22 protein-coding genes are annotated in these 26,851 nt (G+C 73.4%); 16 read left to right on the forward strand and 6 right to left on the reverse strand.

The window, feature by feature from the left end:
• Window positions 1-18: 18 nt before the first annotated feature.
• On the forward strand, window positions 19-1,464 hold the full coding sequence (locus K4G22_RS02720) for an NDP-hexose 2,3-dehydratase family protein (protein WP_228078043.1): 1,446 nt from the start codon (window positions 19-21) through the stop codon (window positions 1,462-1,464).
• 36 nt (window positions 1,465-1,500) lie between these two features.
• Here K4G22_RS02720 and K4G22_RS02725 read toward each other — a convergent pair whose 3' ends face one another.
• Window positions 1,501-1,869, reverse strand: coding sequence for a MerR family transcriptional regulator (locus K4G22_RS02725; RefSeq protein ID WP_228078044.1), 369 nt, complete (start codon window positions 1,867-1,869; stop codon window positions 1,501-1,503).
• Window positions 1,870-1,963: 94 nt separating this feature from the next.
• Between K4G22_RS02725 and K4G22_RS02730 the strand changes: the two genes are divergently transcribed.
• A complete protein-coding gene (locus tag K4G22_RS02730; protein ID WP_425336772.1) occupies window positions 1,964-3,556 on the forward strand; it encodes an MFS transporter in 1,593 nt (530 codons plus the stop codon).
• A gap of 105 nt (window positions 3,557-3,661) precedes the next feature.
• On the opposite strand, the gene K4G22_RS02735 is transcribed toward K4G22_RS02730, so the two are convergent.
• The gene (locus K4G22_RS02735) at window positions 3,662-5,416 is read right to left on the reverse strand and encodes a carbohydrate-binding module family 20 domain-containing protein (protein WP_228078046.1); all 1,755 of its coding nucleotides are present in this window, start codon (window positions 5,414-5,416) and stop codon (window positions 3,662-3,664) included.
• Between the two features lie 218 nt (window positions 5,417-5,634).
• Between K4G22_RS02735 and K4G22_RS02740 the strand changes: the two genes are divergently transcribed.
• Complete coding sequence (locus tag K4G22_RS02740; protein ID WP_228078047.1) at window positions 5,635-5,784, forward strand: hypothetical protein; 150 nt, start codon at window positions 5,635-5,637, stop codon at window positions 5,782-5,784.
• 416 nt (window positions 5,785-6,200) lie between these two features.
• Here the strand turns inward: K4G22_RS02740 and K4G22_RS02745 are convergent, their stop codons facing one another.
• Window positions 6,201-7,385, reverse strand: coding sequence for a PucR family transcriptional regulator (locus K4G22_RS02745; RefSeq protein ID WP_228078048.1), 1,185 nt, complete (start codon window positions 7,383-7,385; stop codon window positions 6,201-6,203).
• 221 nt (window positions 7,386-7,606) lie between these two features.
• On the opposite strand from K4G22_RS02745, the gene K4G22_RS02750 reads away from it, so the two are divergent.
• From K4G22_RS02750 to K4G22_RS02825, 13 genes are all read left to right on the forward strand, one after another.
• Window positions 7,607-9,091, forward strand: a complete 1,485-nt coding sequence (locus K4G22_RS02750) for a 4-hydroxyphenylacetate 3-hydroxylase family protein (protein WP_228078049.1) — start codon at window positions 7,607-7,609, stop codon at window positions 9,089-9,091.
• On the forward strand, window positions 9,088-10,092 hold the full coding sequence (locus K4G22_RS02755) for an amidohydrolase family protein (RefSeq protein ID WP_228078050.1): 1,005 nt from the start codon (window positions 9,088-9,090) through the stop codon (window positions 10,090-10,092). The genes K4G22_RS02750 and K4G22_RS02755 overlap by 4 nt, the downstream gene beginning before the upstream one ends.
• A 32-nt stretch (window positions 10,093-10,124) precedes the next feature.
• Window positions 10,125-11,138 (forward strand): DODA-type extradiol aromatic ring-opening family dioxygenase, encoded by a 1,014-nt coding sequence (locus K4G22_RS02760; RefSeq protein ID WP_228078051.1) that lies wholly within the window; start codon window positions 10,125-10,127, stop codon window positions 11,136-11,138.
• Window positions 11,139-11,292: 154 nt separating this feature from the next.
• A complete protein-coding gene (locus tag K4G22_RS02765; protein WP_228078052.1) occupies window positions 11,293-12,009 on the forward strand; it encodes an RraA family protein in 717 nt (238 codons plus the stop codon).
• 3 nt (window positions 12,010-12,012) lie between these two features.
• A complete protein-coding gene (locus tag K4G22_RS02770; protein WP_228078053.1) occupies window positions 12,013-12,672 on the forward strand; it encodes an RraA family protein in 660 nt (219 codons plus the stop codon).
• Window positions 12,672-13,298: an RraA family protein gene (locus K4G22_RS02775; protein ID WP_228078054.1), complete on the forward strand. Its 627-nt coding sequence runs from the start codon at window positions 12,672-12,674 to the stop codon at window positions 13,296-13,298. Before K4G22_RS02770 ends, K4G22_RS02775 begins: the two co-directional genes overlap by 1 nt.
• 5 nt (window positions 13,299-13,303) lie before the next feature.
• Window positions 13,304-14,806 carry an aldehyde dehydrogenase family protein gene (locus K4G22_RS02780; protein ID WP_228078055.1) on the forward strand — a complete coding sequence of 501 codons (1,503 nt, stop codon included), beginning with the start codon at window positions 13,304-13,306 and terminating at the stop codon, window positions 14,804-14,806.
• A gap of 4 nt (window positions 14,807-14,810) precedes the next feature.
• Window positions 14,811-16,481, forward strand: a complete 1,671-nt coding sequence (locus K4G22_RS02790; protein WP_265590205.1) for a thiamine pyrophosphate-binding protein — start codon at window positions 14,811-14,813, stop codon at window positions 16,479-16,481.
• A 46-nt stretch (window positions 16,482-16,527) separates the two neighbouring features.
• Entirely contained in the window at window positions 16,528-17,568 is a 1,041-nt protein-coding gene (locus tag K4G22_RS02795; protein ID WP_228078056.1) for a flavin reductase, read from the forward strand.
• Between the two features lie 38 nt (window positions 17,569-17,606).
• Window positions 17,607-19,448, forward strand: a complete 1,842-nt coding sequence (locus K4G22_RS02800; RefSeq protein WP_228078057.1) for an ABC transporter permease — start codon at window positions 17,607-17,609, stop codon at window positions 19,446-19,448.
• On the forward strand, window positions 19,445-20,596 hold the full coding sequence (locus tag K4G22_RS02805; protein WP_228078058.1) for an ABC transporter substrate-binding protein: 1,152 nt from the start codon (window positions 19,445-19,447) through the stop codon (window positions 20,594-20,596). The genes K4G22_RS02800 and K4G22_RS02805 overlap by 4 nt, the downstream gene beginning before the upstream one ends.
• 122 nt (window positions 20,597-20,718) lie before the next feature.
• Window positions 20,719-21,858 (forward strand): ABC transporter ATP-binding protein, encoded by a 1,140-nt coding sequence (locus K4G22_RS31580; protein WP_265590206.1) that lies wholly within the window; start codon window positions 20,719-20,721, stop codon window positions 21,856-21,858.
• Between the two features lie 217 nt (window positions 21,859-22,075).
• Window positions 22,076-22,405 (forward strand): DUF4333 domain-containing protein, encoded by a 330-nt coding sequence (locus K4G22_RS02825; RefSeq protein WP_228078059.1) that lies wholly within the window; start codon window positions 22,076-22,078, stop codon window positions 22,403-22,405.
• A 66-nt stretch (window positions 22,406-22,471) separates the two neighbouring features.
• Here K4G22_RS02825 and K4G22_RS02830 read toward each other — a convergent pair whose 3' ends face one another.
• The 3 genes from K4G22_RS02830 to K4G22_RS02840 form a co-directional block, all read right to left on the reverse strand.
• Window positions 22,472-23,992: an alpha-N-arabinofuranosidase gene (locus tag K4G22_RS02830; protein ID WP_228078060.1), complete on the reverse strand. Its 1,521-nt coding sequence runs from the start codon at window positions 23,990-23,992 to the stop codon at window positions 22,472-22,474.
• Window positions 23,993-24,156: 164 nt separating this feature from the next.
• Complete coding sequence (locus tag K4G22_RS02835; protein WP_228078061.1) at window positions 24,157-24,867, reverse strand: class I SAM-dependent methyltransferase; 711 nt, start codon at window positions 24,865-24,867, stop codon at window positions 24,157-24,159.
• 635 nt (window positions 24,868-25,502) lie between these two features.
• A complete protein-coding gene (locus tag K4G22_RS02840) occupies window positions 25,503-26,720 on the reverse strand; it encodes an ROK family transcriptional regulator (RefSeq protein ID WP_228078062.1) in 1,218 nt (405 codons plus the stop codon).
• Window positions 26,721-26,851 lie beyond the last annotated feature (131 nt).

Raw genomic sequence — 26,851 nt, forward strand, 5'->3', positions numbered from 1 at the left:
TCCTCGGTAAGGAGTCCGATGAGCACGCCGACCCCGCCTCACCCCCGCCCGCCCGAACTCGCCCACGAGGTGAACGCCCACCGCATGGCGCGCTCCGCCCGCTCGCCCGGGGTCGTCGTCCCGTCGCTGCGGGACTTCCTCCGCTCGGTCGACGAGGCGCGGGAACGCATCTACACCACCGCGGAGCCGGTGCCCCTCGACCGCCTCGACGGGTGGGACCACACCCCGGACGGGGCGGCCCTGGCCCACCGCAGCGGCGGGTTCTTCCGCGTCGTGGGGGTGAGTGTCGACATGCCGGACGGTGCCGTCCCGCGCTGGAGCCAGCCGATCATCCACCAGCCGGAGACCGGCATCCTCGGCTTCCTGGTGCGGGAGTTCGACGGGGTGCCGCATCTGCTGGCGCAGCTCAAGCCCGAGCCGGGGAACCGCAACGGGCTCCAGATCTCCCCCACCGTGCAGGCGACGCACAGCAACTACACCGGGCTGCACCGGGGCCGGCGCGTGCCGTATCTGGAGCACTTCCTCGACCCGCCCCCGGGACGGGTGCTCGCCGATGTGCGCCAGTCCGAGCAGGGGGCCTGGTTCCTGGGCAAGCGGAACCGGAACATGGTGGTGGAGACCACGGCGGACGTCGAGGTGCTGGACGGCTTCCAGTGGCTGACGCTCGGCCAGCTGCACGGGCTGCTGTCCGTCGACGACATGGTGAACATGGACAGCCGCACCGTGCTCTCCTGTCTGCCGTTCAGCGGCGCCGGCGCGCCGACGGCCGGGTCGGGCTTCGGCGCCGCCCTGGACCGATCGTGCGGTCCGGAGGGCGGCGCGCTGCACTCCACCACCGACCTCCTCAGCTGGGTCACCGGGGCCCGCAGCGTCGCCCGAGGGTCGACGACCCGCGCGCCGCTGCGTTCGCTGCCGGGCTGGCGGCAGGCCGACGGGCGCATCTCGCACGAGGACGGCCTGTTCTTCGACGTGATCGGGGTGCGGGTCGAGGCGGCAGGACGGGAGGTCGACCGCTGGAGCCAGCCGATGCTGGCCGCCCGTGGCACGGGCCTCGTCGCGCTGCTGGTCGCCGAGTTCGGCGGCGTCCTGCACCTCCTGCTGAACCTGCGGCCGGAGCCCGGGCTGCTCGACGGGCCCGAGCTGGCGCCGACCGTGCAGTGCACGCCGGACACGTACGCGCGGCTGCCGGCCGACGCCCGTCCGGTCTTCCTCGACGAGATCCTCGCCGCCGGCCCCGAGCGCGTCAGGTTCGACGCCGTCCAGTCCGACGAGGGTGGGCGTTTCTACCACACCGCCAGCCGTCATCTCGTCGTCGAGACCGACCCGCTGCCCGAGCCGCCCGGCTTCCGGTGGATGACCCTGCGCCAGGCGCAGGAGCTCCTCCGGCACAGCAACTACCTCAATGTGCAGGCGCGCAGCCTGCTGGCCTGCCTGCGCAGCCTCACCGGTCGAGAGGAGCCATGACCGGCCGGCGGGCCGGGGCCGGGGCCGGGGCCCGGCTCACACGGCCTCCACCACGGGCGGGGCGGCGGCGATCACCTCGTCGAGCACGGCACGCGACGCGCTCAGCTCGTCGATGACGTTGGTGAGCCGGGCCCTGGCCTCGTGCAGGTCGTCCATCATCTCGGCGCAGGTGGGGACCAGCTTCTCGCCGTCGTCCCGCATGCACGGCAGCACCTCGGCGATGAGGACGGTGGGCAGACCGGCGGACAGCAGGGTGCGGATGCGGCGCACCGCCTCCACGTCCCCCTCCTGGTACTCGCGGTACCCGCTGGGGCGCCGGTACGGATGCAGGAGCCCCTGCTCCTCGTAGTAACGGAGCAGCCGTTCGCTGACCCCGGTGCGACGCGAGAACTCCCCGATCCGCACTGACCACTCCTCCGACGGCCCATCACGACTTGACTCTCACATCGGTGTCAAAGCTTAACGTGCTGCTGACGCGGCGTCATCCGCATCTCCCCTGATCCGAGCGAAGGAGACACCTGTGACCACCGGCGACAGCGCACCGCAGCGGGCGGGGCGGCGGGAGTGGATCGGGCTGGCCGTACTCGCCCTGCCCACCGTCGTGCTGGCGATGGACATGACCGTGCTGCATCTGGCCGCCCCCACCATCAGTGCGGATCTCTCCCCCACGGGCAGCCAGTTGCTGTGGATCCTGGACATCTACGGCTTCCTGATCGCCGGTTTCCTGATGACCATGGGGACACTCGGCGACCGCATCGGGCGCCGCCGGCTGCTGCTCGCCGGCGCCGCCGCGTTCACCGCCGCCTCGGTGCTGGCCGCCTACGCGCAGAGCGCCGAGATGCTCATCGCCGCACGGGCGTTGCTGGGGGTGGCCGGCGCCACCCTGATGCCCTCGACGTTGGCGCTGATCTCGACGATGTTCGCCGTTCCGGCCCAACGCTCGTTCGCGGTCGCGGTCTGGATGACCGCGTTCATCAGCGGCGAGGCCATCGGCCCGCTGGTGGGCGGCGCGCTGCTGGAGTTCTTCTGGTGGGGCTCCGTCTTCCTCATCGCCGTGCCGGTGATGCTGCTGCTGCTCGTCGCCGGGCCCCGGCTGTTGCCCGAGCAGCGCGGGGGGCGCGCGGCCGGGCGCTTCGACGTGGTCAGTGCGGTGCTCTCGATGGTGGCCGTGCTCTCCCTGGTGTACGCCGTCAAACGGCTGTCGGAGTCAGGGCCCGGGACGGTGCCGCTGGCGTGGGCGCTGTTGGGTCTCGCCGTCGGCGGGGTGTTCCTGCGGCGGCAGAAGAAGCTCGCCGAACCCCTGTTGGACCTGGGGCTCTTCCGTCTCCCGGCGTTCAGCGCCGCCCTGAGCACCCAGACGCTGGCGGTGTGCGGAATGGCCGGCACCCAGCTGCTGCTGATGCAGTACCTCCAGTCCGTCATCGGTCTCTCGCCGCTGGAGGCGGGGCTGTGGACGCTGCCGGCGGTCGCCGTCGGGATCGGCGGCACGCTGCTGGCGCCCAAGGTGGTGGCCGTGGTGCGGCCGGCGATCGTGGTCGCCGTGTGCCTGGTGGTGGCCGCCGTGGGCGCGGCGCTGGTCACCGCGGCGGACGGCGAGGACGGCCTGGCGTGGGCGGTCACCGGCTTCACCGTGCTGTATGTCGGCATCACCCCGATCCTCGCCCTGACCACGGACCTGATCGTCGGCTCGGCGCCGCCGGAGCGCGCCGGCGCCGCCTCGGCCATCTCGGAGAGCGGCGCCGAACTCGGCCTGGCCCTGGGCATGGCGCTGCTGGGCAGCCTGGGCCTCGCCGTCTACCGGCAGCAGCTGGCCGACCACGCGCCGGACGGCGTCGGCGACGAGGCGTTGCACGACGCCCAGGAGACCATCGGCGGCGCGGTCAGCACCGCGGAGGATCTGCCGGAGCCGCTGGGCGGCGCGCTGCTCGACGCGGCCCGCGAGGCGTTCACCACCGGGCTGCACGCCACGGCGCTGCTCACGGCGGTCGCCCTCCTGGGCGCGGCCGTGCTGGCCGCGGTGTCCCTGCGCCGCACCCCGCCCACCGGTCAGGAGTCGCCGGACCAGGAGCCGGAGCCGGCCAAGGCGGCCTGACGGAGCCGCGCCGCCTGCCCTTGCTCCGCCGCGCCGGGCTCCGATCGGGGACGAACAGCGCACCGCCACCGTGCTGTTCGTCCCCGATCCTCTCTCCGTACCGGGTCAGGGGCGCCAGGTGTCGTTCAGGGTGAGGGAGCCGTTCTGCGGGACGGTGCCCGTGCGGTTGGCGCCGCTCTCCCAGACGACTCCGGGCTGTCCGTCCACGCGGCGGAGGTACTTGTACTCGAAGGTCGTACCGGTCGGCAGAGCGAGGGTGGCACGCCAGATCGGGTAGGTGTCGGCGCTGAGCCGGACGGCCCGCTCCGGGTTCCAGTCGCCGAGCTGCGGGACGCTGCCGACGACATGGACGCTCTCGCCCCAGGCCGTCTCCGCCTCGACCTGGAACGAGGCGCCCGCGACCGGATCGGGCTGGCCCGGGCCGCCGCCGCCTTCGCAGGTGCGGGCTCCGGTGTGCAGGGCCAGCGCGGTGTCGCCGCCGAGGGTGGCGGTGAACCGGCCGGCGCCGTCGACGGTGACCGAACCGCCGCTCTGGACGTCGCAGTAGGTGCCGGCGGCGAGCGAGGTCTGGAAGGTCTGGCTCAGCGAGCCGGATTCGTGGTTGATGACGACATACGCCTGGTCGCCGCGGCCGAAGGCGATGGCATCGTTGCCGTTGTCCCACCAGTCGGTGACGGACTGGCCGCGACTGACGTTGCGGAACTCGACCATGCTCTCGATCTCGGGCCAGGCGTGCTGGCACGTCCAGCCGTCCTGCCAGCAGGCGTTCACCTGCCCGTTGCCGGGCGGGCCCGCGTCGTGGTCGCTGAACTCGTAGCCGGAGTGGACATCGGGTGTCCCGTAGGGCCAGGCCAGCATGAAGACGTTGGCCAGGGTGTAGTTCGCGCCGCTCCGGTAGTTGAGCGTCGAGCCGTTGCGCTCGGTGTCGTGGTTGTCCACGAAGACCGCCGAGCCGCCGCTGGGCATGTAGCCCCAGCCCTCGCCGAAGTTCTCCAGGTACGCGAGGCTCTCGTTCTCGAAGATCCGCTTGAGGTCCCTGCCGTAGCGGAACTCCTGGACGTCGCCGGTCCCCAGGTACTCGTCGGGGAGGATCGCCTCACCCGCGCCGTGGATCGCCTCCTGCTTCCAGTAGACGTTCGGGTCGGACAGCCGGGAGCGGATGGCGGCGAGGTCGCCGGCGGGGATGTGCTTGACGGCGTCGACCCGGAAGCCGGCCACGCCGAGGGAGAGAAGGTCGTCGAGGTAGTCGGCGATGCGCTGCCGGACGTAGTCCTTGCCGGTGTTCAGGTCGGCCAGCCCGACCAGCTCGCAGTTCTGCACGTTGTAGCGGTCGCCGTAGTTGTCGCCGATGTCGCGGCGGCAGTCGTTGAAGTCCCAGTCGCTGTAGGGCGCGGCGGGGTAGTCGTACTTGGTGTAGGACGATCCGCCCGTGCCGGTGCCCGAGCCGGCCGACATGTGGTTGATCACCGCGTCGACGACCACGCCCACGCCGGCGTCGCGGCAGGTGGAGACCATGTTCTGGAACTGTGCGCGATTGCCGAGGCGGCTGTTGATCTCATAGCTGACGGGCTGGTAATTGGTCCACCACTGGCCGCCCTGGATCTGCTCCTGCGGCGGGGAGACCTGGACATAGCCGTATCCGGCCGGGCCGAGCCTGGTGGTGCACTCGCGGGCGATGGAGTCGAAGTTCCAGTTGAACAGCACCGCCGTGACATCCCGGTCTCCGGGCGGCGCCGCCTGCGCGGCGGGGGCGGTGAGGCCGACGACGGTCGCCGTCGCGGCGACCAGGCCGGCGAGGAGCGCGCTACCGAAGCGCCTGAGTCTTCGAACGCGGGGTCTTCCCTGGGAACGTGCGGACATGATGCCTCCTGGCGAGGTGAGGTGCGACCGACGAGACAACGCGCCCTGCCCGCAAGAACAGCCAACCTCACGCGACTCTTTCTGCAAGGATTTGCATGACGCAACGTAGAGCGCCCCTGAAACGCGGTCAATACCCCGCGCACGGAACGCCACCCCCCTCCCACCCACCACCCGGGGACGCCCCGCCTGCAAGCGGTTGACAGAACTTTCACCAGGGGATGCGCCATCTCGGGCTGGCGCGGGTCCTGTTGACCCGTGATGAGGGGAACGTCCCCTCCGCCCGGGCCATCGAGGCGAACGGCGGTGTGCTGGAGGATGTCCGTCAGACCGGCGTCGGGTGGAAGCGGCGCTACCGGATCACGCTCTGACGAGGCCGGTCACCGCCGCCGTCCGGGCGCGGCGGCGACGTGGGCGGTGGTCGCCCACGACAGGCGGCAGGACGGTGGCGTGCCGATCCTCGCCGGGCCAGGGGGCGGTTCAGCCGAGCGCGCGCAGCACCATCCGGACGACCTTCATGACTCCTCGCCAGATCCACCCGACCACCCCCGCCGCCACCGCCATGTCGGCGGCGTCCGCGACCGCGTCGGCCCGGCGTGACCCAGGCTGGCACCTGGAGCACGAACGGGGCCAACGGCGTTTCCGCTCACCGCACTTCCTGCACATCGCCATGCCCCCATTCTCCCCCGCCGCCCCACCCCTCCCACCATCGCCCTCGCCACCAGGACCCCGGCCCGCCGGCGCGGCGGCCGGCGGCGGCGGGTCGGGTGGGGGGTGGGCTTGCGTGTCAGGTGGGGGTGATCAGGCGGGACACCTCAAGGCCGAGGTGGAGTTCGAAGCGGATGCCGCTGTCGCCGAGGTCGCCGTCGATGATGTCCTCGACGGCGTGCAGGCGGTAGTAGAGGGTGCTGCGGTGGATGCCGAGGGAGCGGGCCGTGGCCCGGGCGTCGCCGTTGTGGTCGAGGTAGGCCCTGACGGTCTCGGCCAGGGCCGGGTTGATCTCGGGGGCGAGCAGCAGCCGGACGCGGGCGGGCAGGTCGGCGGGGCGCAGGGCGTCGAGCGGGAGGCGCAGCAGCAGCCGGGCCGCCCCGACCCGGTCCCACTCGGGTACGCCCGCCCCGTGCGCCGCCCCCGCCGCGCCGCGCTTCGCCGCTTCGAGCGCGGCCAGCGCGCCCCGGTAGGAGCCGCGCACGCCCGCCAGGTCGGGCACGGGCTCGCCGACACCGGCGAAGACCCGCACCCCGCGCTCCCTGAACTCGTCGAGCAGCGGCCCCACCCTGGCCGGTTCCGGGGAGTCGACGGGGGCTCCCGGCGGGCCGAGGGAGCGGAGGGTGAGCACCAGCACCAGGTCGCCGTCCACCAGGGCGGCGGCGGTCGGGGTGCTGGTGACGTCGGCGATGCGCCGGCGGATCCGGGGCAGCCGGTCGTCGGCGCTGACGACGAGGACGGCGTATCCGGCCGTGGGGCCGAGCGGTCGCGGGGGTGACGTGGCGACGGCCGCGGGGTCGTCGGCGACCAGCCGGGCGACCAGCCGCTCGCCGTCCCCGGCGGCCAGCGTCTCGGCCCGTTCCCGCGCCAGCATCTCGACGGCGATCAGCGTCGTGTACTCGTCGAGGCAGCGGGTGGCGACGGGGTCGATCTCCCGTTCCGCGCTGTCGTCGATATAGGCGACGTAGCCGAGCAGTTGCCGGCCGGCGCAGACCGGGGCGACGACGCGGCCCCTGGTCGCTGAGGCGGGTTCGGCCGGCACCCTGGCCGGCCGGTGGGTGACCGCGACGCCGGAGCGGTTGATCAGCTTCACTGCCTGGGCGCTGGCGCGCCGGGAGAGCACGATGCGGCCCCTGGCGTCGTCGATGTCCTGGACGTCCCGGTCATGGGCGCTGTAGGCGATCAGCTCCATGGAGGTGTCGTAGACCGTCACCGGGTGTCCCAACTGACGTCCCAGCGCCTCGACCACTGCTTGCAGACTCATCCGTGATCTCTCGGCCGTAGGGAGTTGACCTGCGCGTTTCAACACTGTGTCGGAAATGGGTCGGCGAGATTCCGCCATGATGACGGATGTTTTCGGCCAGGGCCAGAGCTAGTTTCAAGTTCACCGGAATCCGACCGGCCGTGATCCGTCGGCGACCGACCGCACGCCGGTCCCCGCTGGTCGGCCGGGACGACACGCGCGAGAGAGCTTGGGAGAACCACATGGATGTGGCGGGTGCCGAGGGTGCGCTGACCGGGGAACGCTACCGGCGAAGCCTCGACGACGGCCGGGAGGTGTGGCTCGCCGGGGAGCGGGTGCGCGATGTCGCCGGGCATCCGGCCTTCGCCGGCACGGTGGCCGAGTTCGGTCGGCTCTACGACCGCCAGCACGATCCCGCGCTCGCGCCCCGGCTGACGTTCCCCTCGCCCGACACCGGCAACCCGGTGTCCCGTTCCTACCAACTCCCCACCAACGCCGAGGAGTTGCGGGCCAAGGCGGAGAACACCAGGGACTGGATGCGGGCCAGCTGGGGCCAGCTGGGCCGGGCGCCCGACTTCATGGCCAATGTGACGGTCGGACTGCACGACTTCCGCGACGAGCTGGAGGCCAACCACCAGGGCTTCGGCGAGAACGCGGTCGCCTACCACCGCTACGCCAGGGAGCACGACCTCGCCCTCACCCACGCCCTGGGCGACCCGCAGATCGACCGGTCGAGCAGCGCGCTGGAGGACCAGGACCTGGCGCTGCGGGTGGTGCGCGAGACCGACAACGGGGTGGTGGTGCGCGGCGCCAAGCAGCTGGCGACCCTGGCGCCCTTCGCCCACGAGGTGCTCGTCTACCTCAACGGGGTCTCGGCGTTGCGCGGCTCCGAGCGCTTCGTCATCTGGTTCGCGCTGCCGATGAACGCCAGGGGCCTGCGGGTGCTGTGCCGCGAGCCGCTGGGCGACCACCGCACCGGGCACGGGCATCCGTTCGCGCGTCGCTTCGACGAGCAGGACGCCATGCTGTTCTTCGAGGACGTGGAGATCCCGTGGGAGCGGATCTTCCTGCTGCGCGACGGGCCCCTGGCGCTGCGTGGGCTCAGCCGGATCAACGCCTGGTCGATGCTGAGCACCCACATCCGCTTCCACGAACGGCTGCGGACCATCGCCGCCACCGGTTCGCTGGTGGCGCAGAGCGTCGGCGTGGACGCCTTCCGCGGCATCCAGGAGGACCTGGGCGAGCTGGTCTCCTATGTCGAGACCCTGCGCATCGGCATCGAGGGCTCGTTGGCCACGGGGGGTCCGACGCCCGGCGGCCTGTACGCGCCGGGCGAGAGCTACGGCCTGGGCTTCTGGTCCGCCGGGATCTCGGCGCGCGCGGTGGAGATCGTGCGCCGCGTCGGCGCCTCGGGGGTGGTGATGCAGCCGAGCGAGGCCGATCTCGCGCATCCGGAGCTGCGGCCCCTGCTCGACCGCTACATGCGCGGCAAGAACATCGACGCCGCCGCCAAGTCCCGCCTCTTCCGGCTGGCGTGGGATCTGGTGGCCGACGGCTTCGGCGCCCGTCAGGAGATGTACGAGTACCTGCACCGCGGCGATCTGGGGGCGGGCCGGGTCCGGCTCTACCGCTCCTGGTCGGACCGCGGGGAGCTGGAGGAACGCCTGCGAGGGCTGCTCGCCCAGCCGATCCCGACCAGCCCCACCGTCCCGGAGGGAACCCGATGATCATCGATGTGCACGGCCATGTCACCGCGCCGGACGCGCTCTACGCCTACAAGGCCAACCTGCTGGCCCACCGCGGCGCCCACGGCCGGGGGGCGGTGCGCGTCAGCGACGAGCTGCTGCGCGAGGCGCAGCGCGCGCCGCATCCCAGCTTCGGCGGCGTGTCGCATCTGGACCACCTCGACGGGGCCGGCGTCGACCTGCAACTGATCTCGCCGCGCCCGTACCAGATGATGCACAGCGAGTCCCCCGAGCGGGTGGTGCGCTGGTTCACCGAGGAGACCAACAACCTGATCCACCGGGTCTGCGCGCTTGAGCCGGGACGGTTCCGGGGGGTGGCCGGGCTGCCGCAGAGCCCCGAGCTGCCGCCGAAGCGGTGGGCCGACGAGCTGCGCCGCGCCGTGACCGAACTCGGCTTCGTCGGCGCGCTGCTCAACCCCGACCCGCACGAGGGGACGGCCGTGCCGCCGCCGCTGGGCGACCGCTACTGGTACCCGGTCTACGAGGCGCTCTGCGAGCTCGACGTGCCGGCGACCCTGCACGCCGCCGGCTGCCGACCGCCCAGCAGGGAGCCGTACAGCCTGCACTTCATCCAGGAGGAGACGGTCGCGGTCTGGAGCCTGCTCAACTCCCCCGTGTTCACCGACTTCCCCGACCTCAGGATCGTCGTGTCGCACGGCGGCGGGGCCATCCCCTACCAGGTCGGCCGCTTCCTGCCGGCCGACGCGCGCGGCAACGGCACGCCCTATCTCGAACGTCTGCGGCGCCTGTGGTTCGACACCTGCCTCTACACCCAGGACGCCATCGAGCTCCTCATCAGGACGGTGGGCGTGGACCGTTGCCTGTTCGGCACCGAGAAGCCCGGCACCGGATCGCAGCGGAACGCCGCCACCGGCGACTGGTACGACGACATCCAGCTGCTGATCGGCGGCATCGACTGGCTCGACGACACCGACCGCGCCGCGCTGTTCGAGGGCAACGCCCGCGCGCTGTACGGGCTGTGAGCCGAGGGTGAGCGACGGAAGGAGACCAGGAGATGGCTGAGATCGTGTTGGGCCTGGGGACCTCGCACGGCCCCCAGCTCAAGACCACCCCGGAGCAGTGGGACGAGCGCGCCGTCTTCGACCGCGCCTCGCGCACCCTGGTCCACCGGGGCGAGGACCACAGCTGGGACTCGCTCAGGCAAACCCGCGAGGACTTCTCGCGCGGCAACGCGGCGCCGGCGCGCGAGGCGGCGTACGCGGCGTCGCAGCGCGCCCTCGACCGGCTGGCCGAGCTGACGGAGCGGGCCAGGCCCGACGTGGTGGTGATCGTCAGCAGCGACCACAAGGAGATCTTCGGCGACGAGCTGCTGGCGCCCTTCGCCGTCTACTGGGGCGACTCGGTGGCCCATGTCCCCTTCAGCCGGGAGGATCTGGAGCGGATGGCGCCAGGACTTGCCCGGGCCGCCGTGCACGATGTGCCGGCCGAGCCCATCGTCAGGCCCTGCCACCCCGAGCTGGCGGGCCGGCTGCTGGAGCAGGCGGCGGCCGACGGCTTCGACCTCGCCGCCTCCCGCACGCTCCCGGCGGGCCGCTACCGCAACCACGGGCTGCCGCACGGCTGGGGCTACATCTACCAGCGGATCGTGGGCGAGGGCAGCGCCGTCCCGCTGCTGCCGGTGTTCGTCAACACCTTCTGGGAGCCCAACCCGCCCAGCGCGCCCCGCTGTTACGCCTTCGGGCAGACGCTGGCCCGGGCGATAGCCGGCCTGCCTGGCGGGCTGCGGGTGGCGGTCGTCGCCTCGGGCGGGCTCTCCCACTTCGTCATCGAGGAGGACCTGGACCGAGCCTTCCTGACCGCGCTGGCCGAAGGGGACGCCGACCACCTCAGATCGCTGCCGGCCGCCGTGCTGCGCTCGGGCACCTCCGAGCTGCGCAGCTGGATCACGGTCGCCGGAGCGCTCGCCGACAGCCCGCTCACCCCCGAACTCGTCGACTACCAGCCCTGCTACCGCACCGAGGCCGGCACCGGCACGGCGATGGGGTTCTTCGCCTGGCACACCCCGTGAGCGCGGGACGCGCCCGCCGGGGCGCTGGGCCGGCGAACAGCCGGCAGCGGGACGGCGGCACACCAGACCACCCCAGACCACCGCACACCAGACCACCCCAGACCACCGCACCCAAGACCACCCCAGACCACCTGCGAAGAGAAGGAGTCCGTCCGTGGATCCCACGGCAACACGACTGCGCGCCGTCGGCTGCTGCGCCGTCTCCGACGCGTTGGACACCCTGGGCCTGCCGGGCGCCGTCACCGGGGTCGGCCCGCTGAGCTCGCTCGGCGGCCCGGTCGCCGGCCGGGTGCGGACCGTCCTCGCCGGGCCTCGGGAGGAGACAGGACCGGCGCGGCATATCGCCACCGAGGCCGTGGTCGCCGCCGAGGAGGGCGAGCTGCTGGTGATCGCCAACGGGGGCCGCACCGACGTCTCCTGCTGGGGCGGCATCCTGACCTCGGCCGCGTCCCGCCGGGGCGTGGCGGGGGTGCTGGTGGACGGCGCGCTGCGGGATGTCGCGGAGAGCGAGGCCGCGGGGCTGCCGGTCTTCGGGCGGGCCGTGGTGCCGGTGAGCGCCAGGGGCCGGATCGTCCAGCGCGCGATGGATGTGCCGGTGACCTTCGCCGGGGTCGAGGTGGCGCCGCGCGCCCTTGTGGTCGCCGACCGGGACGGCGTGGTCTTCGTCGCGCCCGAACACCTGGCGGCCGTCCTGTCGTTGGCCGAGCGGATCGCGGCGCGCGAGGCGCTGATGGTCGAGGCGATCGCCGCCGGCGACCCGGTGACCGAGGTGATGCACGACTCCCGCTTCCCGGCCGTCACGGCCGACCCCCGGCCGTCCACCGAACCCTCCGTCGCGCCCGGCACGCCCGGCGCGCGGGAAGGACGTTGAGCCATGTCGACCGATCAGCGCGACCACGCCCCCGCCACCGGCCTCTCCACCGCGGCGCTCTCCGACGCCCTCGACCGACTCGGCCGCCCCGGCGCCCTGTTGGGGATCGCGCCGCTCCAGCCCGGCACCCGGATGGTGGGCACCGCCTTCACCGTCCGCTATGTGCCGGCCGGCTCCCCGCCCGGCACCGTCGGCGACTACCTGGACGCGATGGCCCCCGGACAGGTGGCCGTGCTGGACAACGCCGGCCGGCTGGACTGCACCGTCTGGGGCGACATCCTCACCGCCGTCGCCGACCGGCGGGGCATCGCCGGCACGGTCGTGGACGGCGTCTGCCGTGACACCCGCCGGGCCCGTGACCTGGGCTACCCGATGTTCACCCGGGGCGCCTTCATGCGCACCGGCAAGGACCGGGTGGAGGTCGCCGAGGTCGGCGGCCCGGTCTCCGTGGGCGGCGTCCTGATCCGCCCCGGCGACCTACTGGTCGGCGACGGCGACGGGGTCGTCGCCATCGCCGCCGAGGCGGTGGACGAGGTGCTGCGGGTCGCCCGCGAGATCACCGAGCGCGAGGGGCGCATCCTCGACGACGCGCTGGCCGGCGCCACCATCGCCGAGGCGCGCGGCCGGCACGGATACCACCAACTCCAACGAGCGGAGCCCTGATGGACCAGCCAACCGTCATCGACGAGCCGACCAGGGCCGAGCTGCTCGGCCTGGGCACCGCGACGCTCTACGAGGCGTCGGGGCTCGACTGCGAGCTGGCCGCCGCGCTGCGGCCCGCCTGGGCCGGGGCCCGCCTCTGCGGCGTCGCCCTGCCGGTGCGGACCGGCCCGGGCGACAACCTGGCGCTGCACCGCGCCGTCGCCGCCGCCAGACCTGGCGAGGTGCTGGTCGTCGACGCCCTGGGCCGGCCCCACGGCCACTGGGGCGAGGTGCTGGCCGTCGCCGCGGCGACCAGGGGCGTGCGCGGCCTGGTCATCGACGGCGGGGTGCGGGACACGGCGCGGCTGGCCGCGCTCGACTTCCCGACCTTCGCCAGCTCGATCGCCGTGACCCGGACCGCCAAGGCGGACCCGGGCGTGGTCGGCGAACCCGTGGTGGTGGCCGGCCGGCTGGTCGCCAGAGGCGATGTGGTGGTCGCCGACGCCGACGGCGTGCTCGTGCTGCCGGCCGACGCGTTGACGCCGGTGCTGGTGCGGGCCCGGGCCCGCACCGCCAAGGAGGACGCCTTCCTGGAACGGATCAGGGCCGGCGAGTCCACCCTCGACCTCTACGGGTTGGGGCGGTGAGCGCCGTGCCGGACACCGGGGCCGCGCGAGCGCCGCTGCTCGACGCCGCCGCGCTCGCCGGGCCCTGGGCCGGCGGCCGGGGCGGGAGCAGGACGCAGACCGAGCCGGGCAGCGGGCGTCCCATCGCCGGCATCGGCCTCGCCGCCACCGAGGACGTCGAGCGGGCCGCGCTGGCGGCCGTCGCCGCGCAGGAGTCCTGGGCGCGCACCACCTGCGCGGAGCGCGCCCTGGTGCTGCGCGAGGCCGCCGCCGTGCTGGCCGCGCACAGCGACGAGGTGGCGGACTGGGTCAACCGGGAGACGGGCGGCGTCGGCGCCAAGGGCGCCGGCGAGGTCGCCGCCGCCATCGAGGAGTTGTACGCGGGTGCGGCGCTGGCCGCCGAGCCCTGTGGCGAGTTGCTGCCCGGCAGCGCGCCCGGGCAGTTCGGCTACGCGCGGCGGGTGCCCGTCGGGGTGGTCGGCGTGATCACCCCGTGGAACGCGCCGCTGCGGCTGGCCGCGAGAGCCGTGGTGCCGGCGTTGGCGCTGGGCAACGCGGTGCTGTTGAAGCCGGACGAGCAGACGGCGATCGGGGGCGGCCTCGTGCTGGCGGCGGCGTTCGCCAGGGCCGGGCTGCCGGCGGGGCTGCTCGCCGTGCTGCCGGGGCCGGCCGAGGTCGGCGAGGCGCTGGTGGCCTCGGAGCACACGGCGGTGATCTCCTTCACCGGATCGACGGCGACCGGCCGGCGGATCGGCTCGATCGCCGGCGGGCTGCTCAAGCGCGCGGTGCTCGAACTCGGCGGCAACAACGCCTTCGTGGTGCTGGACGACGCCGATCTGCCGGCCGCCGTCGACGCCGCGCTGCGCGCCTCGCTGGCCCACAACGGCCAGATCTGCATGGCCGCCGGCCGCCATCTGGTGCACCAGGACCTGGCCGAGGAGTACACCGCCGCGCTGGTCGAGCGGCTGGCCCGGCTGCGCTGTGGCGACCCCAGGGTCGCCGAGGTGGCGATCGGCCCGCTGATCAACGGGCGGCAGGCCGACCGGGTCGCCGGGATCGTCGCCGACAGCGTCGCCGCCGGGGCCGAACTCCGCCTGGGCGGCCGGCCGTTGGACACCGGTCCGGGCGCCGGGACGCTGACGGGCCTCTACCCGCCGACGGTGCTGACCGGGGTGCGGCCGGGGATGCCGGCCTTCGACGAGGAGATCTTCGGCCCCGTCATCCCGGTGACGTCGTTCGCCGACGACGAGGAGGCCGTCCGGCTGGCCCGCGCCACCGCCTACGGCCTCTCGGCCGCGATCCACACCGCCGACCCGGTGCGGGGCCGGGCCTTCGCCGACCGGCTCCCCACCGGCATGGCGCATGTCAACGGCTCCACCATCGACGACGCGCCGCACGTGCCGATGGGCGGCCTGGGCCTCTCCGGCAACGGCCACCGCTCAGGCGGGCGGTGGAACGTCGAGGCGTTCACCTTCACCCAGTGGGTCACGGTCCTCGACCGGCCACGCGCCCCACGGAAGGCGGGCTGATCCCATGGACGGCGCACGCGCGTTGTTGCGCACCCTGAGCGAGGCCGGCGTCCGGCAGGTCTTCTGCTGTCCCGGAACCACCGAGATACCGCTGCTCGACGCCCTGGCCGATCCGGAGGTGGCCGCCTGGGCACCGGAGTTCGTCCTCACCACCCACGAGGCGATATCGGTGTCCATGGCCGACGGCCACGCCCGCGCCACCGGCCGCCCGGCGGTGGCCTATCTGCACACCAACGTGGGCCTGGCCAACGGCCTCTCGCATCTCTACGCCGCCCAGCTGGCGCACAGCCCGGTCGTGGTGTTCACCGGCGTCAAGCCCACGGCGACGCTGCCGCACCGGGCGCTCACCACCACGCCGCAGCTGCGGGAGAGCGCACGCCCCTATGTGGGGTTCGACTGGCAGACGCTCCGCCCCGACGCCCTGGTCGCCGACGCGCACCGCGCGCTGTGGCACGCCTCGGTGCCGCCGGAGCGGCCCACGCTGCTGGTGGTGCCGCAGGACATGCTCGCCGCCGAGGTGGGCGAGCCGGCCGTGGCCCCGGCGGCCGAGCCGGCGCGGCAGGCCCCCGACCCGGCGGGGGTGGCCGCCGCCGCCCGCGCGTTGGCGGCGGCGCGGCGGCCCGTGATCGTCGCGGGGCCCGATGTGGGCCGGCGGCACGCGGCGGGCGAACTCGCCGCCGTCGCCGAGCTGTTGGGCGCGCCGGTGCTGGCGCCTTCCCGACGCGATCTGGAGCGGTTCTCGTATCCGACCACCGGGGGGCACTACGCGGGGCTGCTCGATGTGGCCGAGCTCCCGGCGCGCGCCGCGGACGTGGTGCTGCTGGCCGGCGCCCCCAACCCGATCGAGTTCGCGCCCGGGGCGCCGCTGCTGCCGCCCCGCGCGGCGCTGGTGCACCTCGCCGAGGACCCGGCCGAACCGGGCCTGCGGCTGCCGACCGCGCGCGTGCTCGCCGGTGACACCGCGATCGGCCTGCGCGCCCTGCGCGAGGCGCTGGCCGGCGTCGAACGACCGCACCGCGCCGAGGCGTTGGCGTTCCTGGCCGAGGCCAGGGCGCACCACGCGGCGGCCAGGCGACGCTGGGCCACCGAGGTGGCGGCGGCCGACAGCGACGGCCCGCCGTCGGCGGCCGACGCCATGCGGACGCTGGCCGCCGCCGTGCCCGACTCGGTGACCCTCGTCGTGGACGCCGTCACCTCGACGCTGCCCCTGCTGCGCTTCGTCGAACGCGAGCGGCTCGACGGCCTGTACGCCACCGCGAGCGGCTCGCTCGGCTGGGGCATGGGCGCCGCGCTCGGCGTGGCGATGGCCCAGCCGGAGCGCCGGGTGCTGGCCGTCGTCGGCGACGGCGTCCTCCAGTTCGGCCTGCCGGCGCTGTGGACGGCCGTCCGCCGCCGCCTCCCGGTCACCTTCGTGGTGGTCAACAACGGCCGCTACCAGGCGATGATCTCCGGTCTTCGCCGCTTCGACGGGGTGGCCCACGCCGGCCGCCGCTACCCGCTCACCGACATCAGCGGCCCCCGACTCGCCGAGATCGCCGCCGGGTTCGGGATGCCGGCCAGCCGGGTGGCCGATCGGGACGCCCTCGCGACCGCGCTGGACGCGGCGGTGCGGCGCGGGCCCGAGGCGGGGCCCGAGCTGATCGAGATCCGCGTCGACCAGACGCTGTGGCCCTGAGCGGGGCGTCCATCCCACCCCAGCGGAAGCACGTGAAGGAGCAGTCATGACCGCACGGCACGATGTCCCCCGGCCACCGGCCGAGGTCGACGCCCTGGCCTACCGCGAGGCGGCCGGCCGGTTCGCCTCCGGCATCACCGTCGTCACCACCGTCGCCGACGACGTCTGGTACGGCGTCACCGTCTCCGCCTTCGCCTCGCTCTCCATCAACCCCCTGCTGGTGACGGTCTCGGTCAACGAACGCAGCCCGCTGCTGCCCATGGTGGAACGGTCGGGCCGGTTCGCCGTCAGCGTGCTGGAGCGCTCGCAGGAGCGGGTCTCCGCCTACTTCGCCACCAGGGACCGGGACACGGCCGGGCTCGCCTTCCCCGGGATCGACGCGGAGCCCGTCGTCACCGGGGCGCCGGTGATCTCCGGCTGCCTCAGCTACTTCGACTGCGAGACGCACACCGTGCTGCCGGGCGGCGACCACCGCATCCTGGTCGGCCGGGTGCGGGCCGCCGGCGGCGCCGACGGCACCCCCCTGCTGCACTTCCTCGGCGGCTACCACGCGCTGGCCGAGGACCAACAGCGCGACAGCGCGGGCGCGTTGGCCGCCTCGGCCGACGCGCTCGCCGTCCAGCTGCATCTGCTGCGGCTGGAACGAGGCCACCTCCTCGACGCCCAGGCCGCCATCGAACCGGCCACCGCCGCCCTGGCCGCCGGCCGGCTCGGCGGCGGCGAGCTGACCGCCCTGCGCGACTGCCTCGACCAGGCACGGCAGGCGGTCGACGACCCCGAACGCTTCACCCGGCTCTCCAACGACTTCCATCTGCTGCTCGCCCGGATGTCGGGCAACGCCGCGCTGGAGGCCGCCGCCATCGCGCTCAGCCGGTCGTTCGTCACCCACTACACCGACCACACCACCACCCGCCGCGCCCGCAGCGCGCTGCGGGCGCACCAGGCGGTGCTGGACGCCGTCGCAGCCGGGGACGCCGAGGCGGCCCGCGCCCTGATGGGGGCGCATCTGCGCACCGTCTCGGCCGCCTGGCCGGCCGCCGACGACCCCGGGACCGAAACAGCCCCCAAGGCCAAGGGACGGCCCTGACCGACCGTCCATCGAAGGAAAGGTGGTGAGCATCGCCGATGATGCGCACTGCTCGTTCACGCCGCGCGGAACCCGTCCGCGGCCGAAAGGTCACCATCGCGCTGCTCGCGGTCGCGGCCGTCCTCTTCGTCTACCCCATCGTGATGCTCGCCGTCGGGGCCTTCCGCAACACCGACCCCAGCCTGCCGGCCGCGTGGTCGTTCGACGGCTTCCACTCCGCCTACGCCGACGGCGAGACCTACCGCACGCTGCGGGACTCGCTCCTGCTGGCGCTCGTCTGCGCCACGCTCTCCACCGCGCTCGCGCTCTATCTCGCCTTCGTCGTGGCCCGCACCCGCGCACCGCTGCGCCGGCTGGTCACCCCGATGATGGCCGTATCGCTCGCGATGCCACCGCTGTTCTTCGCGCTCAGCTGGGGCATGTTGGGCAACGCCGAGGTCGGCCTGATCAACAAGGCCCTGGGCTGGGTGGTCGGCGGCGACGTGTCCCTGGTCGACGTGAACTCGTGGGCCGGGCTGGTCCTGGTCATCTCGCTGAAGATGACCTCCTTCGCCTATCTGCTGCTCCTGGGCCCGTTCCGCGCCCTGGACAGGGGACTTGAGGAGGCGGCCCAGGTCTCGGGCTCCGGGCGGCTGCGCACCTTCCTGACCGTGGACGTCCCGGTGCTCGCCCCCGCCATCACGGGCGTCTTCATCCTCGGCTTCGTGGTCGGCCTCGAATCGTTCGACGTGCCCCTGCTGTTGGGCCTCCCCGCCGGGATCAACGTCATCTCCACCCGGATCTACGGCATGATCAACGACCAGACGCCGGCCGACTACGGCGGCGCGAGCGCCATCTCGCTGCTGCTGGTGGTCGTGGTGATCCTGCTGGTCACCGTGCAGTGGCGGGTGCTGGGACGGCGCCGCTTCACCACCGTCACCGGCAAGGGCTACCGCACCGCGCCCTGGGACATCGGCCGCTGGCGGCTGGCCGGCACGGCGGTCATCGTGGGCTATCTGCTGCTGGCCGTGCTCCTCCCCGTCGTCCAACTCGTGCTGGGCGCGCTCCAGCCCTACTTCGGCGCGTACGGCCGCTACAGCTTCGACAACATCTCCTTCGTCATCAACGACCCCATCCTCAGCGAGGCGATCCGCGCCACGCTGCTGATCTCGGCCACCAGCGGGCTGGCCGCCGCGCTGCTCGCCGCCGTGATCAGCTACCAGGTGGCGCGCTCCACCTCAAGGCTGCGCCGGCTGCTCGACCTGGCGACCTGGCTGCCGTGGGCCGTGCCGGGGGTGGTGCTGAGCCTGGCGATGGCCTGGGCGTACATCAGCGTCCCCGGGCTGAGCGGCCTCTACGGCACCGTCTGGCTGGTCGGCATCGGGTTGGTCGTCGCGGCGGTCCCGGTGGCCAGCCGGGCCACCCAGGGCGCCATCGCCCAACTCGGCGTGGAGCTTGAGGAGTCGGCCCGCACCAGCGGTGCGGGGCCGACCAGGACCTTCTTCGGGATCGTGCTGCGGCTGATCGCCCCGAGCTTCGCCGCCGCGTGGTTCGTCGCCGCGATCACCATCTCGGGCAACCTCGCCGTCCCCTCCCTGCTGTCCTCGCTGCGCAACCAGACCGTCCCCATCCAGGTCTTCCGCCTCTACAGCAAGGGCGAGACGGCCCAGGCCGGCGCCCTGCTGCTGGTGATGATGGCCGTGCTGTTCGCCGGGCTCGGGGTGCTGTGGCTGGTCATCCGGCTGCTGGGCCGGGTGGTCGACGCCAGGGTGCGGGCCGCCGACCGCACGGCGAAGGCCCCGCCGGACGACGCCGCGCCACCGCCCCCGGCCCCCGCGCCCGCCGCCACGGCGAGCGCGTCCGCCCCCTCGGCCGCCGCGGCGGAACGGAGCGCGTCATGAAGCACACCCCACCAGGACCGCGCTCGCCGGGGAACGGACTGAGCCGCCGCCGGCTGCTGGCGGTCGGCACCCTGAGCGCCGTGCTCGGACCTTCCCTGCTCTCCGCCTGCGCCACCGTCGGCGAGTTCGGCGAGCCGAGCATCGGCGCCGGCGACATCGACCCGCTGGGCGGCCGGGCCGCCGTGGACGAGATGGCGGAGCTGTACCGGGCCGCCGCCGATGAGGGCGAATCGGAGATCGTCGTCTACGGACCGGTCGAGGACGACCGGGCCCCGGTCTACCGCACGTTCGAGGAGACCTTCCCCGGCATCACGGTGCGCACCGAGGTGCTTCAGGGCCCCTCGTTGACGGCTCGGGTGAACCTGGAGGTGGCCAGCGGGCGCCGCGCGGCCGATCTGATCCAGACCGGCGACACCACCATGGTCGCGCTGGCCGAGACCGGCCGCTTCCAGCCCAACAGGCCCGTCACGGCCGCCGGGTTGCCGGACTCGGTGATCGACGGCGAGGAACGGTTCCTGGGGGTGAGCGCGCTGCCGTTCGTCATCGCGTTCAACCACGACATCGTCCCGGCCGACGAGGCGCCACGCGGCTGGCAGGAACTCATCGACCCGCGCTGGCGGTCCATGTTGGTCTGGGACAACCCGACGGCCGCCGGATCGGCGCTCACCACCATCACCCATCTGCTGCACGACGGCCGGCAGGACGAGGCGTGGCTCACGGCCATGGCCGAGCAGCGCCTCGGACTGACGCCGAGCGCCGCCGGGGTGAGCAGCGCGATGGCCACCGGCGAGTACCCGGTCGCCGTCTCCTACCCGTACGGCTTCTACCTGTCGGCGTCGGCGAAGGGCGCCCCGCTGACCGCCGTCTTCCCCGTCGACGGCGGCAGCCATCTGTCCACCCACTTCCTGGGCCTGCTCGACGGCGCCCCGCACCCGCGCGCCGCGCGGCTGCTGACGGCCTGGCTGTTCAGCCCGCGCGGGCAGGCGGCGCTGGCCGAGGTCGGCCAGTACTCGCTGCTCCCCGGCGCCCCGCCGCCGGACGGGCTGCCGCCCCTCGACGAGATCGACCGGCTGGCCCATCTGCCGGCCGACCAGGCCGAGCGGTACAGCAGGGACACCCTCCAACTCACCCAACGGCTGTTCCGGTGAGGGCCGAACGAGGGGCCCGCCCGGACGTTCCGAACGACCCGAGCGGCCCGAACGACCCGAACCACCCGGCGAACGGCGGGGAACGGCGGCGCGCCCAGACGCAGAGAAGAGGACCGGACATCATGGCCGAAGTTCAGATCAGAGGACTCGTCAAGACCTTTGATGGCACCGTCGTGGTCGATCGGCTCGATCTGACCATCGCCGACGGCGAGTTCGTCGTCCTGCTCGGGCCCAGCGGATGCGGCAAGACCACCATGCTGCGCTGTCTGGCCGGGCTCGAACACCCCACGGCCGGCGAGATCACCATCGCCGGCGAGCTGGTCAGCGCGCCGGAGCGGGGCGTCTTCGTCCCGCCCGAGGGCCGGGGCACGGGGATGGTGTTCCAGAGCTACGCGCTGTGGCCCCACATGACCGTGCGGGGCAATGTGAGCTACCCGCTCAAGCTGGCCAAGGTGCCGCGACGGGAGGCCGCGGCCAGGGCCGGCGCCATGCTGGAGCGGGTCGGCCTCGGCGACCGGGGTGCCACCTACGCCACGCAGCTGTCCGGCGGGCAGCAGCAACGGGTCGCGCTGGCTCGGGCGTTGGCCAACGCCCCGCGGCTGCTGCTCTTCGACGAGCCGCTGTCCAACCTGGACGCCAGGCTCCGCCTCAGCATGCGCAAGGAGATCAGGAGCATCCACCGGGATCTGGGCACCACCGCCATCTACGTCACCCACGACCAGGAGGAGGCCATGGCGCTGGCGGACCGGATCGTGGTGCTCGACGGCGGGGTGGTGCAGCAGATCGGCACCCCGGAGGAGATCTACGGCAGCCCGGCCAACCGCTTCGTCGCCGACTTCATGGGCGTGGAGAACCTCCTCGACGCGGCGGTCGGCGAGGTCACCGCCGACGGCTACCGGCTGGTGGGCGAGGGCGGCGGGCCCTCGTTCCCGGTGCGCGGCGCCGCCCCGGGGCCGGTGGGTACCCGGGTGACGGCGGCCGTGCGGGCCTCCCAACTCCGGTTGGCCGACGAGGGCCGGGCGGCCGACGACACCTTCCCCGCCACGGTGACGGCGACCAGCTATCTCGGCGGTCACACCGAGATCGAGGTCGAGGCGGGGGGCCGCCGCCTGCTGGCGCGGCTCTCCGAGAACGGCCGCCACCGCAGGGGCGGCGTCGCGCCCGCCCCCGGCGAGAGCGTCCGGCTGTATGTCGTCCCCGACCGCGTCATCACCCTGCCGACCGCCCCGGCCACCCGGCGGGCGGCGACGACCGCGGCCTGAGCGAGTCCCCGAAAGCCCCGCACCGGACCGAACCCAACCGGACCGAACCCAACCGGACCGGACCGGACCGGTGCGGGGCTGGGCGGAGCGGGGGCCCTGTCTCCGCCATCCGGTGTTTCCGGAAGGCGAGGCCCCTTTCCCAGAATTTCCCAGAACCGATCCACCGCCACGGGCGTCTCGCTGGTCACAGGAGTCTCAAGGAACACGGAGAGCGACCATGCGACACACCAACCGGAGCCGGACAGCGGTGGGAACGACCCTGGCGGCACTCACCGTGCTGCTCGCCGGCGGCTGTTCCTCCGGTGGCGACCCCGTCGTCGACAAGGAGGAGGTGGCCGAGAAGGTGTCGTCCGCTCTGGAGGAACAGATCGGTCAGGCGCCCGACGACGTCACCTGCCCCGAGGACCTTCCGGCGGAGGTCGGCGCTTCCATCCGCTGCGAGCTGACGGCCGACGGCGACACCCTCGGGGTGACGGTCACCGCGACCGCGGTGGACGGCACCGACGCCGAACTCGACATCCAGGTGGACGACACCATCGCGAACTGAGGCCGCCCTCCTCGCCGTGCCAACCCCGGGAACCGGGTCGGTTCCGGGGGTCGGCGGGGGCGCCGGTCAGGCGAGGCGGCCGGTCACGGTGACGAAGGAGTGCGGGGGGAGGGTGAGGGCGAGGCCACGGTCGTCGGCCCTGAGGCCGTCGAACGGCCGGACGGTGACCGGGGTCTGGGCGGCGGTGTTGTGGGCCTGGAGGCGGTCGGCGGTCAGGATGCGGCCGGTGGGGTCGGCGAGGGTGCCGCCGCGCAGGTCGAGGGTGACCTCGGCCGGCCGTTCGGCGTCGAGGTTGGTCAGGGAGATCAGGGCCGCGCCGTCCTTGACGCTGGCGGAGACCGACAGGGTGGTCAACTCGGCCTCCCCCACGGTGCGTTGGATTCCCGTGCCACGCAGGTGGACTTCGAGCGAGGTGGCGTCCTGATGTCCCTTGTTCATCTCGAAGACGTGGTACGTCGGGGTGCGCACCAGTTGGTCGCCGTCGGTGAGCAGCACGGCCTGGAGGACGTTCACCGTCTGCGCGAGGTTGGCCATGGCCAGGCGTTCGGCGTGCCGGTGGAAGATGTCGAGGTGCACGCTGGCGACCAACGCGTCACGCAGGGTGTTCTGTTGGAAGAGGAACCCGGGGTTGGTGCCGGGTTCGACATCGAACCAGGTGCCCCACTCGTCGACGATCAGGCCGACGCGTCGCTTCGGGTCGTAGGCGTCCATCACCGTCGAGTGGCCCTGGATGATCCGGTCCATCCGGGCGGCTGCCGCCATCGTCCGGTAGTAGGACTCCTCGTCGAAGTCGGTGGCGCTGCCCTTCGCGTCCCAGGGGCCGGTGAGGGTGTAGTAGTGCACGGACAGCCCCTGGAAGAAGTTCTTCGGGGTGGCCTCGCAGCCGAAGCAGCTGATCTGCCGCATCAGCGTCTCGGTCCAGGCGTAGTCGTCGTCGGACGCGCCGGCGGCGATGCGGTAGAGCGCGTTGTCGCCGTGGTCACGACAGTAGGTGGAGTACTGGCGGGCCAGGTCGGCGTAGTGCTCGGCGCGCATGTTGCCGCCGCAGCCCCAGGCCTCGTTGCCCAGGCCCCAGAACCGCACCCGCCAGGGGTCCTCGCGCCCGTTGGCCTTGCGCAGCCGCACCATCGGGCTGTCGCCGTCGCGGGTGAGGTACTCCACCCACTCGCTCATCTCCTGGACGGTGCCGCTGCCGACGTTGCCGTTGATGTAGGGCTCGGCGCCCAGCAGTTCGCACAGGGCGAGGAACTCGTGGGTGCCGAAGTGGTTGTTCTCCTCGACGTCGCCCCAGTGGGTGTTGACCATGCGCGGGCGCCCCTCGCGCGGGCCGACGCCGTCCTTCCAGTGGTACTCGTCGGCGAAACAGCCGCCCGGCCAGCGGAGGTTGGGGATGTTCAACGCGCGCAGCGCCGCCACCACGTCCAGCCGGATGCCGCCCTCGTTGGGGATCGGGGAGTCCTCGCCGACCCAGAACCCGCCGTAGACGCAGCGCCCCAGGTGTTCGGCGAAGTGGCCGTAGAGATGACGGCTGATCACCGGCCCCTCGATGTCCAGGTTGATGATCGCCGTGCCGCTGCTGCTGGACATGCCAGGACCCCTCGCTCCACGCCGGGTTGGTGGTGACCGTTCCACCGTGGCCCCACCGCGCCCGCTTGGTCGATACTTCGAACACTGCGCATGATATCGAACAACCGGGGCGCAGGCGATGGCCAGGGACGTGGTGCGGGGAGACTCGACGGGCGGGAGGGGCGTCAGCGGCGGTGGGCCAGCACCAGGCGGCAGCGGGGGGAGCCGTCGGGGCGGTGGCCCAACCCGCTGAGCGCCGGCGTCTCGACCGTGAAGCCGGCCTCGGTCAACTCGGCGCGCACGTCGGGGAGTCGGAAGGTGCGGTAGTACATCACAAAGGGCGGGCGCCAGAGGGCGTTGCGCACCCGCATCGCCGCGTCGAAGCCCCAGAGCACCCAGTAGCCGGCGGAGCCGACCCGGGGCGGCGCGGTGATCGGGAAGGCGAGCAGCCCGCCGGGGCGCAGTGCGGCGTGGACCTCGGCGAAGAGGGCGGGGCGCTGGTGCGGGAGGAAGTGGCCGAAGGCGCCGAAGCTGACGGCCAGATCGAAGGCGCCCCGGAACGGCAGCGCCAGGGCGTCGGCCCGGACGAGGGAGGCCGCCCCGGCCGAGGCCGCCGCGACGGCCAGCATCCCGGCGCTGCGGTCGACGCCGACGACGCGCTCCCGGCAGACCTGCCGCAGCACGCCGAGCCCGGCGCCCGTGCCGCAACAGAGGTCGAGGCCCGTCGCGTACGCGCCCCGCGCGGCGAGGGCGTCGGCGGTCGCGGAGAGGACGACCTCGGGGGTGCGGAACGGGGTCTCGTCGAACTTGGGGGCGAGCAGATCGTAGCCGCGCTCGACGGAGGACAGCGCCTGCCCGACGAGCTCACGAACCGTCGGCCCCCGCTCGGTGAACACGCGCCTACCCTAACGCCAGCCGGCTGCCGCCCGATGTCCCCTCACAACCAGCACTCCACGCTCCCCAGCCCGACCGCCTGACCGGCGGGGTCACCCAGGCGTCAGCGCCCCACCGCCAGCCGTCCGCCTTACCGGCCAGGCCCACCGCCGCCAGGGCAAAACACCCCGCCGGCCGGGCGTCAGCGCTACCGACCCGACCCACCGCCGCCAAGCGTCGGCATCACCGACAACGCCCACCGGCCAGGAGCAACTCCCCACCACCAGACAGCCCCGCCGACCAGGCGAAAACGCCTCGGCACCAACGCCCACCCCCGCCGCCAGGCAAAACCCCCCACCACCCAGCCGTCCGCACTACCGACCCGACCCACCGCCGCCAGGCATCGGCATCACCGACAATGCCCACCGGCCAAGAGCAACTCCCCACCACCAGACAGCCCCGCCGGCCAGGCGAAAACGCCTCGGCCCCACCGGCCAAGCCCGCCGCCAGGCGAGAACGCGTCGGCACCACCGGCCACACCCGCCGCCGCCAGGCGGAAACACCCCGCCGCCAGCCGTCCGCACTACCGACCCGACCCACCGCCGCCAAGCGTCGGCATCACCGGCCAAGCCCGCCGCCAGGCGAAACCCCGTTGGCATCACCGGCCAGGCCCGCCGCCGGGCGACACCACCTCGTCGACCTGCCGGGGCGACAGCGCGTGGTCGACGGCAAGGAGACCCGCACCGAGCGCCACCGCGTCGCGGCCGGCGCCGCTGGGTTCGATGCGCAGGTTGCGGGTGGCCAGCGGGTGCGAGCGGCGGTAGACCACCTCCCGTACGCCGGCGAGGAGTTGGTCGTGCGCGGCGGCCAGGGCGCCGCCGAAGACGACGGCCTCGGGGTTGAAGAAGTTGACCAGCCCCGCGAGCACCTCGCCGACGGCGCGGCCCGCCTCCCTGACCAGCCGGACGGCCTCGCGGTCGCCCGACTTGACCAGGCGCACCACCTCCGTGGTGGCGGTGAGGGGCGCGTCGGGCGTGCCGAGCCGGCGGGCGAGCGCGGCGCCGCCGACCGTCGCCTCCAGGCAGCCGAGGTTGCCGCAGCGGCAGGGCGTCTCGTCGGTGCCGACCCGGATATGGCCGATGTCGCCCGCCGATCCCCTGGCACCCCGGTGGAGTTGGCCGCCGGCGACGATCCCGCAACCGATGCCGGTGCCCATCTTGACGAAGAGCAGGTGGTCGACGCCGGGCAGGTGTCGGCGGCGTTCGGCGAGGGCCATCAGGTTGACGTCGTTGTCCACCAGCGTGGTGGCGCCGAGCCGGTCGGTGAGGAAGGCGGGGACGGGGAAGCGGTGCCAGCCGGGCATGATCGGCGGATCGACGGGCTGGCCGGTGCGGAACTCCACGGGCCCCGGCAGGCCGACGCCGATGGCGCGGAGCGCCGTGGGCGGCTGGCCCACCGCGTCGAGCAGCTCGTGGGCGAGGCAGGCCACGCGGCCGAGGACGCCCTCGGGCCCTTCGGCGACCCGCAGCGGCTCCTCGCCGGTGGCCAACTCGGCGCCCGCGACGTCCAGCAGGGAGACCCGACCGTGGGTGGCGCCGAGCCCCACGCCCAGCACGAGTTGGTCCCTGGTGCGCAGCCGCAGCCGGCGGGAGAGGCGCCGGCCGCCGGCGCCTGTCTCGGTGGGTTCGTCCAACAGACCGTGCGCGATCAGGGCGTCCACGCGCTGGGAGACGGTGGAGCGGGCGAGCCCGGTGAGCCTGGCGATATCGGCGCGGGTCTGGGCGGTGCCGCCGGCGATCAGGGCCAGCACCCGGCCCGGCGAGGCCGGCGCGCTCCCCCCGTCCCCGGGCGTGGCGGCCCGCGCCCTACCTCGCAATTCACCCTGAAGCGGCCCAAGTTCAGACACAGCACCTCCATGCCCTCCACTTTCGCCTCTCCGAAGCGAAAGTTACCAACCGTTCAGTCCAAGTTTTGCCCACGCGTTCGATCCTGAAGCTGCTTTGTGTC

This window comes from Streptomyces profundus (assembly GCF_020740535.1).
Classification (GTDB): Bacteria; Actinomycetota; Actinomycetes; order Streptomycetales; family Streptomycetaceae; genus Streptomyces; species Streptomyces profundus.